Raw genomic sequence first — 13,030 nt, 5'->3', positions numbered from 1 at the left:
ACGGTAGCTTTTCCCCCGTCGAACCAGAGGCACCTTTGCCGACCGGCTCCGGTAAATTACATCACGTCACATGCTGTCCCCTTTTTGAGGGTTTGCCATGTATTGCTCCTGATGATGTTTACTGAGGCCGCTGGGAAAGGCGAACCTCGTCCCACACTGGAGGTCCCGGTGACGACACGTGGAGTCCTGTACGTACACTCCGCACCGCGCGCGCTGTGCCCGCACGTCGAATGGGCGGTCGCGGGTGTCCTCGGTGCGAGGGTCCAGCTCGACTGGATCCGCCAGCCGGCGTCCCCCGGCACCTGGAGAGCCGAGTTCTCCTGGCAGGGCCGCACCGGCACCGCCTCCGAACTCGCCTCCGCCCTGCGCGGCTGGCAGATGCTCCGCTTCGAGGTCACCGCGGAGCCCTGTCCCACCGCCGAGGGCGAGCGCTACAGCGCCACCCCCGACCTGGGCATCTTCCACGCCGTCACCGGCATGCACGGGGACATCCTCGTCCCCGAGGACCGGCTGAGGGCCGCCCTCGCGCGCTCCGCGCAGGGCGAGACCCAGCTGGAGGCCGAGATCGCCAAGCTGCTCGGAAAGCCCTGGGACGACGAGCTGGAGCCCTTCCGGTACGCGGGTGAGGGCGCCCCCGTCCGATGGCTGCACCAGGTCGTCTGACGCGGGTAGATTCCGCCCGGGCGCGCAGGGGGTGCGCCGGGTGGGAGAGAAGTGACGCGTGAACGCACGGCGCCGGTCACGGCCGCCGTACTGCTGTCGGGCGCCGCGTTCGGCGCGGCGGCGGTCTTCCTGGGGGCGGGGGTCGTCGCCGGTTCCTGGCCGAAGGGCTGGACGGCGCTGGGAGGCGCGCTGGCCCTGGCGGCGGTGGGCACGGGGCTGCTGGTGGGCCGACGGAGCCGCCGTACGGACGCGGAACCGCGGGACGCGGCGCCGGGCCCGGAGCTCGCCAAGGCCGACGGAAGTCCCGCCCCCGCCCGATCCCCGGCGCTGGTCGCCGGAGTCGTCTGGCTGCTGGCGCTCGCCGCGGCCGGGACGTGGGGCCTGGCGGCGGCGGGTGACGACGATGACGACGAGAACCGGTCCTCGGGGAGACCCGCCGCGACCGCCTCCGCGTCGACGACCCCGCGGAAGGCCGCGATCGCCTGGTCCGTCCCGCCCGTCGGCGCGCGGTACGACGAGGGCGTCGGTGCCTGGGCGCTCGGCGACGCCGTCGCCCAGGGGCGGCTCGACGGACTCTTCGCGTACGACTCCGCGACCGGCGCCGCCCGCTGGAACGTCTCCGCGCCGACCCGCCACGCCCTCTGCGGCATGTCCTCCGACACCGAACGGGGCATCGGCCTGATCGCCCACGGCCGGCACGAGAAGTCCTGCGCCGAACTCCTCGCCGTCCGCGTCTCCGACGGCAGGGTCATGTGGCGCAGGACCCTCACCGGCACGGGCCTCCTCCCTCGGGGCGCCGCCGTCGGCGGCGGCACCGCCGTCACCGCCGAGGACGGCGCCGTACGGGGCCGGTCCTCCGAGACCGGCGACCAGCGCTGGCAGCGGCCGTCGGCGAAGGGATGCCGGGTGCGGGCGGTGGACGCGGACGCCACCCGTACCCTCGTCGTCGAACAGTGCGGCAAGGGCGCCCGGCTCGTCGTCCTGGACACCCGTACCGGCGCACAGCGGTGGCTCAGGGAGCTGCCCGTCGAGTCCCGGGCCTACGCGGCGGTGGTCTCGGTCTCCCCGGTCGTCGTCGCCGTGCACGAGGACGACAAGCGCGGCACCCGTGCCTTCCTGGGATTCGACGACACGGGCACGCCGACGGTGACGATCCCGTTCGCCGGCCCCGAAGGGCAGCTGACCGCCCCGGGGGACGCGGGCGACGGGCGCACCGCCCGGATCGTCGTCCGCGACGGACGCCTGATCACGACCGCCGAGCGGGACATGGTGCCCGACCGGGTCGTCGCGTACTCCCTCACGGACGGCCGGAAGGCCTGGGCGTACGTCTCCGAGGAGCAGACGGCGGCAGTGGCGACCGAGCCGGACGGCCGCATAGCGGTCCTGGAGGGACATGCCGGAGCGAGGGTCGTACTCCTCGACCCCGCCACGGGCAGGGCGGGGACGGTGATCGCCCCGGGGGACCCCGGGGCGCGACTCTCCATCGAACCGGAACTCGTCGTCGCCCCCGACGGCGGGCACATCGTCGTCAACCACCTCCTGATGGAGGCGGAACCGTCGGTCTTCGCCCTGCGCTGATCCGCCGGAACACGGCGGAGGCCCACCCCCGGGAAGGGGTGGGCCTCCGTCATGCGCCAGGCGCGAGGTCAGACCGTGCGGAACGCCAGGACCACGTTGTGGCCGCCGAAGCCGAACGAGTTGTTGATCGCGGCGATCGTGCCCTGCGGGAGTGCGCGGGGCTCGTCGCGGACGATGTCCGCGTCGACGTCCGGGTCCAGCTCGTCGACGTTGATCGTCGGCGGGGCCAGGCGGTGGTGGAGCGCCAGGACCGTCGCGACGGTCTCGATGCCGCCCGCGCCACCGAGGAGGTGACCGGTCATCGACTTCGTCGCGGAGATCGCGACGTGGTCCAGGTCGTCGCCCAGGACCTTCCGCAGCGCCTTGATCTCGGCGACGTCACCCTGCGGCGTCGACGTGGCGTGCGCGTTGAGGTGGACGACCTCGGACGGCTTGAGGTCCGTCGCGTCGAGCAGGTTCTGCATCGCGGCGGCGATGCCCCGGCCGGTCGGCTCGGGCTGCGCGATGTGGTGGCTGTCGGCCGACAGGCCCTGGCCGAGGACCTCGCAGTAGACGCGCGCGCCGCGCGCCTTCGCGTGCTCCTCGGACTCCAGGATCACGACGCCCGCGCCCTCGCCGAGGACGAATCCGTCGCGGCCGGTGTCGTAGGGACGCGAGGCCTTCGTCGGCTCGTCGTTGCTCTTGGACATCGCCATCATGTTGGCGAAGGCGGCGATCGGCAGCGGGTGGATCGCGGCCTCGGTACCGCCGGCGACGACCACGTCGGCACGGCCGGTACGGATCATCTCGACGGCGTAGCCGATCGCCTCGGCGCCCGACGCACAGGCGGAGACCGGGGTGTGGACGCCCGCCCGGGCGTTCACCTCCAGGCCCACGTTGGCGGAGGGGCTGTTCGGCATGAGCATGGGCACGGTGTGCGGGGAGACGCGGCGGACGCCCTTCTCCTTCAGCACGTCGTACTGGTCGAGCAGGGTGGTGACACCGCCGATGCCGGAGGCGATGACGGAACCGAGCCGCTCGGGCACGATCTTCTCGTCCTCGCCGGCGGGGGCGGTGTAGCCCGCGTCGGCCCAGGCCTCACGGGCCGCGATCAGCGCGAACTGCGCCGAGCGGTCCAGCTTGCGGGCGAGCGGGCGGGGCAGGACGTCACCGGGGTCGACGGCGGCCGTCGCGGCGATCTTGACGGGCAGTTCGGCGAAGCGCTCGCCCTCCAGGGGCCTGACGCCGGAGCGCCCCGCGAGAAGACCTTCCCAGGTCGACGCGGAGTCGCCACCCAGCGGTGTGGTTGCGCCGATACCGGTGACGACCACGGTGCGATTGGTCGAGCTCACAGGAATTCGTTCTCCATGTGTGTGATGGTCGGAATACGGCGCCACCGCCGGGTGGCGGACCGAGTCAGCGAGGGCCGAATCAGGCCTGGTGCTTCAGGATGTAGTCGGCAGCGTCGCCGACCGTCTTGAGGTTCTTGACGTCCTCGTCCGGGATCTTGACGTCGAAGCGCTCTTCGGCGGCGACGACGACCTCGACCATGGAGAGCGAGTCGACGTCCAGGTCGTCGGTGAACGACTTGCCCAGCTCGACGTCCTCGACCGGGATGCCGGCGATCTCGTTGACGATCTCGGCGAGGCCTTCGACGATCTGGTCCTGGGTGGCGGCCATGGTGGCGCTCCTTCTTGTGATTGCTTGGGTAAGGGGGCTTCCGGATGATCCGGAGTGCCTAGGGGAGGGTAACGACCGTCGCGGCGAAGACGAGACCCGCCCCGAAACCGATGATGAGCGCGGTGTCGCCGCTCTTCGCCTTGCCGGTCTCCAGGAGACGTTCCATGGCGAGCGGAATCGAGGCGGCCGACGTGTTGCCGGTGGTCTCGATGTCCCGGGCGACCGTGACGTGCTCCGGCAGCTTGAGTGTCTTCACCATCGAGTCGATGATCCGCATGTTCGCCTGGTGCGGGATGAAGACGTCCAGGTCGTCCGCCGAGATACCGGCGGCGTCCAGGGCCTGCTGGGCGACCTTCGCCATCTCGAAGACGGCCCAGCGGAAGACCGCCTGACCCTCCTGCGTGATGGCGGGGAACTTGATCTCGCCCTGCTCGTTGAGCGGCAGGTTCGTGACATCGCCGACGTGGAACTCGTTCCACGGCACGGTCTGCTTGATCGTCTCGGACTTGTCGCCCTCGGAACCCCAGACGGTGGGGCCGATGTGCGGCTCGTCCGAGGGGCCGACGACCACGGCGCCGGCGCCGTCGCCGAACAGGAAGGCCGTCGCGCGGTCCTCCAGATCCGTCAGGTCGCTGAGCCGCTCGACACCGATGACGAGGACGTACTCGGCGGAGCCCTCGACGACCATGCCCTTGGCGAGCGTCAGGCCGTAGCCGAAGCCCGCGCAGCCGGCGGAGATGTCGAACGCGGCCGGCTTCCCGGCGCCGATCTTGTCGGCGATCTCGGTGGCGACGGCCGGGGTCTGCTTGAAGTGCGAGACCGTGGAGACGATCACGGCGCCGACCTGCTCCGGGGTGATCCCGGCGTCGGCGATGGCCTTGCCCGAGGCCTCCACCGACATGGCGGCGACGGTCTCCTCGGGAGAGGCCCAGTGACGGGTGGAGATACCGGAGCGCGAGCGGATCCACTCGTCGGACGAGTCGATCTTCTCGAGGATCACCTCGTTCGGCACGACCCGGGTGGGGCGGTAGCCGCCGACACCGAGGATCCGCGCGTACGGGGCGCCCTTGCTGGGCTTGATCTTCGACATGCTTCTCGACACTCCTTGTCAGACGGCCGCGTGCTCAGCGATGAGCGTACGGGCCGCGTCCAGGTCGTCGGGAGTCTTGAGCGCCACCGTGGCAACACCCGGCAACGCGCGCTTGGCGATGCCGGTGAGCGTGCCGCCGGGGCACACCTCGATCAGCGCGGTCGCGCCGAGGGCCTGGAAGGTCTCCATGCACAGGTCCCAGCGGACCGGGTTCGCGACCTGGCCGACGAGACGGGACACGACCTCGGCGCCGTCGGTGACGACCCGGCCGTCCTTGTTGGAGACGTAGCGGGTGGCCGGGGCGGCCGGGGACAGCTCCTTCGCCGCCTCCTCCAGCTTCGCCACGGCCGGGGCCATGTGGTGCGTGTGGAACGCGCCGGCGACCTTGAGCGCGACGACCCGGCGGACACCCTCGGGCTTGTCCGCCTCCAGGGCGGCCAGCTGCTCCATGGTGCCGGCGGCGACGATCTGGCCGGCGCCGTTCACGTTGGCCGGGGTCAGACCGAGCTTCTCCAGGTGCGCGACGGTCGTCTCGGGGTCGCCGCCGAGCAGCGCCGACATACCGGTCGGGGTGATCGCGGCGGCCTCGGCCATCGCGAGCCCACGGGTCCGTACGAGACGCAGCGCGGCGGTGTCGTCGAGGACGCCCGCGAACGCGGCGGCGGTGAACTCGCCGACGCTGTGGCCGGCGACGACGCCGGGGGACACCTCGCCGAGCGCGGCGGCGGACAGCAGGCCGGCGGCGACGAGGAGCGGCTGGGCCACGGCGGTGTCACGGATCTCGTCCGCGTCCGCCTTCGTGCCGTAGTGGGCGAGGTCGAGCCCGATGGCCTCGGACCACGCCGCGATGCGGTCGGCGGCACCGGGGAGTTCGAGCCAGGGGGTCAGGAAGCCGGGCGTCTGGGCGCCTTGGCCGGGAGCGACGAGTACGAGCACCCTCACACTCTCTCTTGGGGACGGCTTCGAGCGCCCGTGGGGACAGGGACGAAGAACCGTCGGGGGAATTGTTGGTGTTCGACAAAAGTCTAGGACTGCGGATCTCCGTCGGCCAAGCGTCCCAGGATGAGGGCGATCCGCAGCGTGAAGGCCGAACGAACATCGGAGGGTGACCAGCCGGTGACGTCGGTCACACGTCGAAGCCGGTAGCGCACGGTGTTCGGGTGGACGAAGAGCATCCGGGCCGCGCCTTCCAGGCTGCTGGCCTGCTCCAGATAGACACTGAGAGTTTCCAGGAGCGCCGAGCCCGCTTCTTCCAGCGGTCTGTAGATCTCCTCCACCAGCTGCTCGCGTGCCGAGGGGTCGGAGGCGATGGCGCGCTCCGGCAGAAGATCGTCCGCGAGTACGGGGCGGGGGGCGTCCTGCCAGGCGGAGCACGCCTTGAGGCCCGCCGCGGCGGCCTGTGCGGAGCGGGTCGCGGCGAGGAGGTCGGGGACGACAGGTCCCGCGACGACCGGGCCCGCGGCATACGGTCCGATGAGCGCCTTGGCCACGGCCAGCGGGTTGTCGTTGCCGCCGGCGATGACGACCAGGCGGTTGCCGAGGACGCCGGTGAGGACCTGGAGCTTGGCGTGGCGGGCGGCCCGGCGGATCGCCTCCACCGTCAGCTCGCTGTCGCCGTCGGGGGCCGTGCCGAGGATCACGCACACATGGTCCGGGGAGTTCCAGCCGAGGGCCGCCGCGCGGGAGACGGCGCCCTCGTCGGCCTCGCCGGAGAGGACCGCGTTCACGACCAGCGATTCCAGGCGCGCGTCCCAGGCGCCCCGGGCCTCGGCGGCCTGCGCGTACACCTGGGCGGTCGCGAAGGCGATCTCCCGGGCGTAGACGAGGAGCGCCTCGCGGAGGATGGACTCGTCGCCGGGGGCGGCGACCTCGTCGATCGCCGTCTCCATGACCTCGATGGTGGTGCGCACCATCTCGACGGTCTGGCGCAGGGTGATCGCGCGGGTCAGCTCCCGGGGCGCGGTGCCGAAGACGTCCGTGGAGATGGCCTGGGGGGTCTCCGGGTGCCGGAACCACTCGGTGAACGCGGCGATACCGGCCTGGGCGACCAGGCCGATCCACGACCGGTTCTCGGGCGGCATCGCCCGGTACCACGGCAGCGTCTCGTCCATGCGGGCAATGGCATTGGCGGCGAGCCGCCCGGAGGACTGTTCGAGGCGCTTCAGGGTCGCGGCGTGCGGGTGAGGGGCGTTCGTGGGTTCTGGCACGGGGACAAGACTGCCTTATCGGGACGGCAGTGTGCGGGGTCGGGGCGGTATCGCCCGCGGCGGGGGTCCGGGTGCGCCTCGGCGGGCCGCACTACCGTAGGGCGCGTGATACGCATCCAGCGCGCCGGTGAGCGGTACCCCGGGGGAGACCCGTCGGCCGGGATCGAGACCCGGCACGCCCTGTCCTTCGGGCCGCACTACGACCCCGACAACCTCCGCTTCGGCGCGGTCCTCGCCTGCAACGAGGAGCGGCTCGCGCCGGGGGCGGGCTTCGACGAGCACCCGCACAGTCACACCGAGATCGTCACCTGGGTCGTCGAGGGGGAGCTCACCCACCACGACACCGCCGGCCACACGACGGTCGTCCGGCCCGGCGACCTCCAGCGGCTCGGCTCCGCCGGGGGCGTCCGGCACGTCGAGCGCAACGACGCCGGCGTGCCGCTCGTCTTCGTGCAGATGTGGCTGGCGCCGCTGTCGCCCGGCGGGGAGCCCTCCTACGAGGTGGTGCGGGGGCTCGGGGACGGTGTCCCGTACGAGCTCCCCCAGGCGGACGCGCGGCTGCGGGTCCGCCGGCCGGCGGCGGGAGAGAGCGTGACCGTACCGGCCGCCGACTTCGCGTACGTCCATGTCGTCCGGGGCGCGGTCCGGCTCGACGGCGGGGAGCCCGGTACGGATCCGGGCGAGGAGCTCGCTCCCGGCGACGCGGTCCGGCTCACCGATGCCGGGAACCGCACGCTCGTCGCCACGGCCGGTGCGGAGGTCCTGGTCTGGGAGATGCGGGACTGGCGCAAGGCGCTCCCCGGGGCCCCGCGCTGAGCCTTCAGGCGAGGGCGCTCTTCTTCTTCCACTGCTCCCAGCTCAGGTTCCACGCCCCGTAGCCGTTGCCCTCGGCGACGGTGCCCTTGGTCTCCGCGCCGGTGATCTCGAAGGGGTCGCCGACGTTCACGGAGGCGTAGAACGAGGCGGCGTTCTCGTCACTCATGCCGATGCAGCCCGAGCTCTTGTTGGCGCGGCCGAAGTACGCCGCGTTCCACGGGGCCGCGTGCGCGTACATGCCCGACCAGGTCAGCCGCATCGAGTAGTCGACATCCTTGTCATAGGCGTCCCCGAGCCCGACCGTCTCGGAGTTCATGTTGATGGTGCCCTCCTTCGCCATCAGCACGGCCGTGCCCCGCCAGGACCGCTTGTCGCCGCCCGGGGTGCCGCCGGAGACCGGGATCGTGCGAACCGTGCGGCCGTCCCTCTTCACGGTCAGCTCGTGGCTGTCCAGGTCGACCTTGACGATCTGCGCGGCGCCGATGGTGAAGCCGGTGCGGTAGTCCCGTACGAACCAGCCGCCGCCGGAGTCCGTGCCGTTCAGGTCCGCTTCCAGGGTGATCCTGGTGCCGGGCTTCCAGTACTCCCGGGGGCGCCAGTCCGCCCTGTCCCGGCCCGAGTAGTCCTTGACCCAGCCCCAGGAACCCTCGGTGGAGTTCGAGGTGGTCACCTTGAGCTGCTTCTCCACGTCCGCCTTCCGCGTCACCGGGAGGTCGAAGACGATCGAGAGGGGGTGGGCGATGCCGACGGTGGTGTTCTTGCCGGGGGCGAGGGTCAGCTTGTTGACCTTGTCCGCCTCGGCCGTGTCGAAGGTCGACGTGCTCTTCGACTCCTTGCCGTCGGCCGTACGGGAGGTGACCTCCACCGTGTACGTGGTCCCCGGCACCGCCTTCCGGTCCGACACCCACCGCGCCCCGCCCGCGCCCGGCCGGCCGGTGAGGGCCCCGCCGTCCGCGTCCACGACCTTGACCGAGGCGATCGTGCCGCCCGTGGCGGTCACCGTCACCGGCCGGCCGGCCGCCGGGTCCACGACGGTCACCTTCGCCGGCGAGGTCTTCGACGCGGGAGCCTTGTCCTCCGTGGGGCCGCTCGCCGCCTGCGCCGTACAGGCCGTGAGGGAGACGCTCAGCGCTACTGCCGCGAGAACGGGACGGGGTGTGCGTATTCGCAGCACGGAAGACCTCCGCAAGGGTGAGGAACGGGTGGGATGTTCCGGACTGTAGGTCGCTCCGGGCGCCTCGCGGGGACTTGAGGCCCCATGTGACCAGGCCTGCGACGGAACGGTCATCGTCCGGTCACATTCGCCGCGCGCGTCCGTCGAATTCGGCTGTGAGCCTGCTGTGCGCCCCACCACCGAGGGGCGGAACAAGGAGGCTCCGTTGTGTCAGCCCTGCTCGTGACGGCCGCACCCGCTGAGCGCCGTGCCCTGCGGCTCGGTCCCGTGTCCCCCGAGGTATACCGTGCCTTCCTCGCGTCCCGCTCCGGCGCGGACGGGCCCAGCTTCCTCCAAGTCCCCTCCTGGGCGCAGGTGAAGGACGGCTGGCAGCACCAACTCGTCGGCTGGGGGCCGGAGTCCGGTGCGCTGACCGGTGTCGCCCTGGTGCTCCTGCGACCCTTCCCCGGTACGCGGAAGTACTTCGCCTACCTTCCCGAGGGGCCCGTCGCCGACTGGGCCGATCCCGACGTCGACGGATGGCTCGCCCCGCTCCTCGGCCATCTGCGGGCCTCCGGCGCCTTCGCCGTACGGATCGGCCCCGGGCCCGCCTACCGGCGGTGGAACGCCGCCACCGTCAAGGCCGCCTCCGGCCCCGGCCGCCGGCTCTCCGACGTCCTCGCCGACGAGGTCGACCCGCTCGGGACCATCGTCGCCGAGCGGCTCCGCGCCCGCGGCTGGCGGCGCTGCGGCGGCGAGTCGGAGGACGGCGCCGACGCCCAGCCCCGGCACGTCTTCCAGGTGCCGCTCACCGGGCGGACCTCCGACGACCTGTGGACCGGCCTCAACCAGGAATGGCGGCGCAACGTCCGCAAGGCCCGCAAGTCCGGGGTCGAGATCACCGTCGGGTCCGCCGCCGACCTCCCCGAGTTCTACCGGCTGCTGCGCATCACCGAGGAACGCGACGGCTTCCGGCTCGGCCGCTCCCTCGCGTACTACGAGCGCCAGTACGCCGTCCTCAACGCCGAGCAGCCGGGCCGCATGAAGCTCTATCTCGCCCGGCACGAGGGCGAGATACTCGCCGCCCACACCATGGTCACGGTGGGCGGACGCGTCTGGTACCAGACCGGCGCCTCCGCCGACCACCGCCGCGAGGTCCGCCCCTCCAACGCCCTCCAGTGGCGCATGCTGCTCGACGCCCACGCACAGGGCGCCGCCGTCTACGACCTGCGCGGGGTACCCTCCACCCTCGATCCGGGCGACCGCGCCCACGGGCTCCTGCGCTGGAAGCTCGGCACGGGCGGACAGGTCGTCGAGACGCTGGGGGAGTGGGAGACACCGATGCAGGGCACGACCAACCAAGCGCTGTACCGCGCCTTTCAGGCGTACATGGCCCGCCGATGACGGCCACGCTCACCGCCGAGCGCCCCCGGGCGAAGTCCGGGCCGTCCGCGCTGCGCAGCGGTGCGCTGATGGCCGCCGGGTCGCTGGTCTCCCGCGCCACCGGCTTCGTCCGTGCCTCCGTCGTCGCCGCGGCGCTCGGCGCCGCGGCCGTCGCCGACGGCTACGCGGTCGGCAACTCCGTCCCCACGATCGTCTACATGCTCCTCCTCGGCGGCGCCCTCAACGCCGTCTTCGTCCCCGAGCTGGTCAAGGCCGCCAAGGAGCACGAGGACGGCGGCGTCGCCTACACCGACCGGCTGCTCACCCTCTGCGCGCTCGCCCTCGTCGCCCTCACGGCCGTCGCGGTCCTCGCCGCGCCCCTGATCGTCGACACGTACACCGACTACACGGGCGACCAGCGGGAGATGACGGTCGCCTTCGCCCGCGCCTGCCTGCCCCAGATCTTCTTCCTCGGGCTCTTCACCCTCCTCGGCCAGGTCCTCAACGCCCGGGGCCGGTTCGGCGCCATGATGTGGACCCCCGTCCTCAACAATGTGGTCGTCGTCGCCGTCTTCGGCCTCTTCCTCGTGGTGAGCGACGGCGGCACCCTCACCCCCGGCGAGACCGCGCTGCTCGGCTGGGGCACCACCGCCGGCATCGCGCTCCAGGCCCTCGCCCTCGTGCCCTCGCTGCGCGCCGCCCGCTTCCGCTGGCGGCCCCGCTTCGACTGGCGCGGCAGCGGCCTCGCCCAGCCGCTGCGCTCGGCCGGCTGGCTGGTGCTCCTCGTCCTTACCAACCAGGGCGCGTACTGGGTGACCACCCTGCTCGCCACCTCGGCGGGCGGCACGGTGAGCGGCGGCGGCCTCGCCGCGTACAACAACGCCTATCTGCTGTGGACCGTCCCGCACGGCATCATCACCGTCTCCCTCGTCACCGCCCTGCTGCCCCGGATGAGCGGCGCGGCCGCCGACGGGGACCTCGCCGGCGTCCGGCGCGACGTCTCGTACGCGCAGCGGACCAGCGCGGCGGCCGTCGTCCCCGCGGCCTGCGCGCTCCTCGCCCTCGCCGTACCGCTGATGACGGTGGTCTTCCGGTACGGGGCCACCACCGACGACGACATCCGCGCGATGTCCTGGATCCTGATGGCCTTCGCGCCCGGCCTCGTCGCCCTCTCCGGGCAGTACGTGTGCACCCGCGCCTTCTACGCGCTGCGGGACACCCGTACCCCCTTCCTGCTCAATCTGGTGATCGCCGGGCTCAACGCGGCGCTCTCGGTCGCCGCCTACCAGTACCTGCCCACGCGGTGGGCCGTCGCCGGCATGGCGGCCGGCTACTCGCTCGCCCTGTGGGCGGGCTGGGGCCTCACGGCGTACGTGCTGGGGAAGCGGCTCAAGGGCGGCGACCGGCAGGCCGCGGCCCCCGAGGCCACGGCCCCCGACGGCCCCGCAGGCTCGCTCTCCGCGCTCGTGCGGCTGATGCTCGCAGCCGTGCCCGCCGCCGGCTACGGACTGCTCGTCACCGACCTCACCGAACCCGCCGGGGCCGTGCCCGCCGGTCTCGTCGGCGCGCTGACCGTCCTCGCCGTCTTCGCCGTCCTCGCCCGCCCCCTCCGCCTCACCGAGGTGCGGTCCCTCCTCGCGGCCGGCAGCGGCCGCCTGCGCGGTCTCGCCCGCCGCGCCTGAGCCCCACCCCCTCCTGCCGGAGGGGCCCGTCGACCTTGGGATACTCCACAGATGCCCCGCGTGCTGCTGATAGAAGACGACCCCTCCGTCCGCGAAGGCGTCGAGCTCGGGCTCCGGCGCCGCGGGCACGAGGTGCGCACCGCCGCGACCGGGGAGGCCGGCCTCGACGCGCTCGGGGAGTTCCGCCCGGACCTGCTGCTCCTCGACCTGATGCTGCCCGGCATGAACGGCGTCCAGGTCTGCCGCCGCGTCCGCGAGAGCAGCCAGCTGCCGATCATCATGCTGACCGCCCGCGGCGACGACTTCGACGTCGTCATCGGCCTGGAGGCGGGCGCCGACGACTACATCGTCAAGCCCGCCCGTACCGAGGTCATCGAGGCCCGGATCCGGGCCGTGCTCCGGCGCATCGAGGAGCCGAGCAGCGGCCGGTCCGCCGTCGAGTTCCACGGTGAGCTGGCCATCGACCGGGCCGGGCTCACCGTCGCCAAGGCGGGGGAACGCGTCGGCCTCGCGCCCTCCGAGCTGAAGCTGCTGCTCCATCTCACGGCCGCCCCCGAGCAGGTCTTCAGCAGGCAGCAGCTCCTCGAACACGTCTGGGAGCACAGCTACCACGGCGACGCCCGGCTGGTCGACGCCTGCGTCCGCCGGCTGCGGAACAAGATCGAGGACACCCCGGGCGAACCCCGCTACATCCAGACCCTGCGCGGCTTCGGCTACCGCTTCGGACCGCTGTGAAGGCCTGTGTGGCCCCGGAGGCGGACGCCGGGGACGAGACGACCGCGGGACACGGCCGCGCGTC

12 protein-coding genes are annotated in these 13,030 nt (G+C 72.4%); 6 read left to right on the top strand and 6 right to left on the bottom strand.

Annotated elements, in window-relative coordinates; translation table 11 throughout:
* Window positions 1–168: 168 nt before the first annotated feature.
* Window positions 169–663 (top strand): DUF3145 domain-containing protein, encoded by a 495-nt coding sequence (locus tag ACH4MY_RS00930; RefSeq protein ID WP_266891520.1) that lies wholly within the window; start codon window positions 169–171, stop codon window positions 661–663.
* Between the two features lie 51 nt (window positions 664–714).
* The gene (locus ACH4MY_RS00925) at window positions 715–2,241 is read left to right on the top strand and encodes a PQQ-binding-like beta-propeller repeat protein (protein WP_397995638.1); all 1,527 of its coding nucleotides are present in this window, start codon (window positions 715–717) and stop codon (window positions 2,239–2,241) included.
* A gap of 68 nt (window positions 2,242–2,309) precedes the next feature.
* Here the strand turns inward: ACH4MY_RS00925 and fabF are convergent, their stop codons facing one another.
* The 5 genes from fabF to fasR form a co-directional block, all read right to left on the bottom strand.
* Window positions 2,310–3,572, bottom strand: a complete 1,263-nt coding sequence (gene fabF / locus ACH4MY_RS00920; protein ID WP_397995636.1) for a beta-ketoacyl-ACP synthase II — start codon at window positions 3,570–3,572, stop codon at window positions 2,310–2,312.
* Window positions 3,573–3,651: 79 nt separating this feature from the next.
* On the bottom strand, window positions 3,652–3,900 hold the full coding sequence (locus ACH4MY_RS00915) for an acyl carrier protein (RefSeq protein ID WP_030220891.1): 249 nt from the start codon (window positions 3,898–3,900) through the stop codon (window positions 3,652–3,654).
* A gap of 58 nt (window positions 3,901–3,958) precedes the next feature.
* Window positions 3,959–4,990, bottom strand: coding sequence for a ketoacyl-ACP synthase III (locus ACH4MY_RS00910; protein ID WP_397995632.1), 1,032 nt, complete (start codon window positions 4,988–4,990; stop codon window positions 3,959–3,961).
* A gap of 18 nt (window positions 4,991–5,008) precedes the next feature.
* A complete protein-coding gene (locus ACH4MY_RS00905; protein ID WP_397995630.1) occupies window positions 5,009–5,926 on the bottom strand; it encodes an ACP S-malonyltransferase in 918 nt (305 codons plus the stop codon).
* Between the two features lie 89 nt (window positions 5,927–6,015).
* Window positions 6,016–7,197, bottom strand: a complete 1,182-nt coding sequence (fasR, locus tag ACH4MY_RS00900) for a fatty acid biosynthesis transcriptional regulator FasR (protein ID WP_317877325.1) — start codon at window positions 7,195–7,197, stop codon at window positions 6,016–6,018.
* Between the two features lie 105 nt (window positions 7,198–7,302).
* Here fasR and ACH4MY_RS00895 point away from each other — a divergent pair, with 105 nt between their 5' ends.
* Window positions 7,303–8,013, top strand: a complete 711-nt coding sequence (locus tag ACH4MY_RS00895; protein WP_397995627.1) for a pirin family protein — start codon at window positions 7,303–7,305, stop codon at window positions 8,011–8,013.
* A gap of 4 nt (window positions 8,014–8,017) precedes the next feature.
* Here ACH4MY_RS00895 and ACH4MY_RS00890 read toward each other — a convergent pair whose 3' ends face one another.
* Complete coding sequence (locus tag ACH4MY_RS00890) at window positions 8,018–9,187, bottom strand: Ig-like domain-containing protein (protein ID WP_397995624.1); 1,170 nt, start codon at window positions 9,185–9,187, stop codon at window positions 8,018–8,020.
* Window positions 9,188–9,394: 207 nt separating this feature from the next.
* Here ACH4MY_RS00890 and ACH4MY_RS00885 point away from each other — a divergent pair, with 207 nt between their 5' ends.
* The 3 genes from ACH4MY_RS00885 to ACH4MY_RS00875 are packed head-to-tail and all read left to right on the top strand — an operon-like array spanning window position 9,395 to window position 12,966.
* Window positions 9,395–10,570: a lipid II:glycine glycyltransferase FemX gene (locus tag ACH4MY_RS00885; protein WP_397995622.1), complete on the top strand. Its 1,176-nt coding sequence runs from the start codon at window positions 9,395–9,397 to the stop codon at window positions 10,568–10,570.
* Window positions 10,567–12,231, top strand: coding sequence for a murein biosynthesis integral membrane protein MurJ (gene murJ, locus ACH4MY_RS00880; protein ID WP_397995620.1), 1,665 nt, complete (start codon window positions 10,567–10,569; stop codon window positions 12,229–12,231). The genes ACH4MY_RS00885 and murJ overlap by 4 nt, the downstream gene beginning before the upstream one ends.
* Window positions 12,232–12,282: 51 nt before the next feature.
* Window positions 12,283–12,966, top strand: a complete 684-nt coding sequence (locus ACH4MY_RS00875) for a response regulator (RefSeq protein ID WP_397995618.1) — start codon at window positions 12,283–12,285, stop codon at window positions 12,964–12,966.
* The last annotated feature ends 64 nt before the right edge of the window (window positions 12,967–13,030 follow it).

It is taken from the genome of Streptomyces sp. NPDC017246, assembly GCF_044331325.1.
Lineage (GTDB): Bacteria > Actinomycetota > Actinomycetes > Streptomycetales > Streptomycetaceae > Streptomyces.
This window is presented reverse-complemented; position numbering and strand designations above follow the sequence as displayed.

Bases quoted from the DNA above. Each gene is read 5' to 3' on its own strand.
- ACH4MY_RS00915 (WP_030220891.1), bottom strand. From the start codon at position 3,900: ATGGCCGCCACCCAGGACCAGATCGTCGAAGGCCTCGCCGAGATCGTC.
- ACH4MY_RS00910 (WP_397995632.1), bottom strand. From the start codon at position 4,990: ATGTCGAAGATCAAGCCCAGCAAGGGCGCCCCGTACGCGCGGATCCTC.
- murJ (WP_397995620.1), top strand. From the start codon at position 10,567: ATGACGGCCACGCTCACCGCCGAGCGCCCCCGGGCGAAGTCCGGGCCG.
- ACH4MY_RS00875 (WP_397995618.1), top strand. From the start codon at position 12,283: ATGCCCCGCGTGCTGCTGATAGAAGACGACCCCTCCGTCCGCGAAGGC.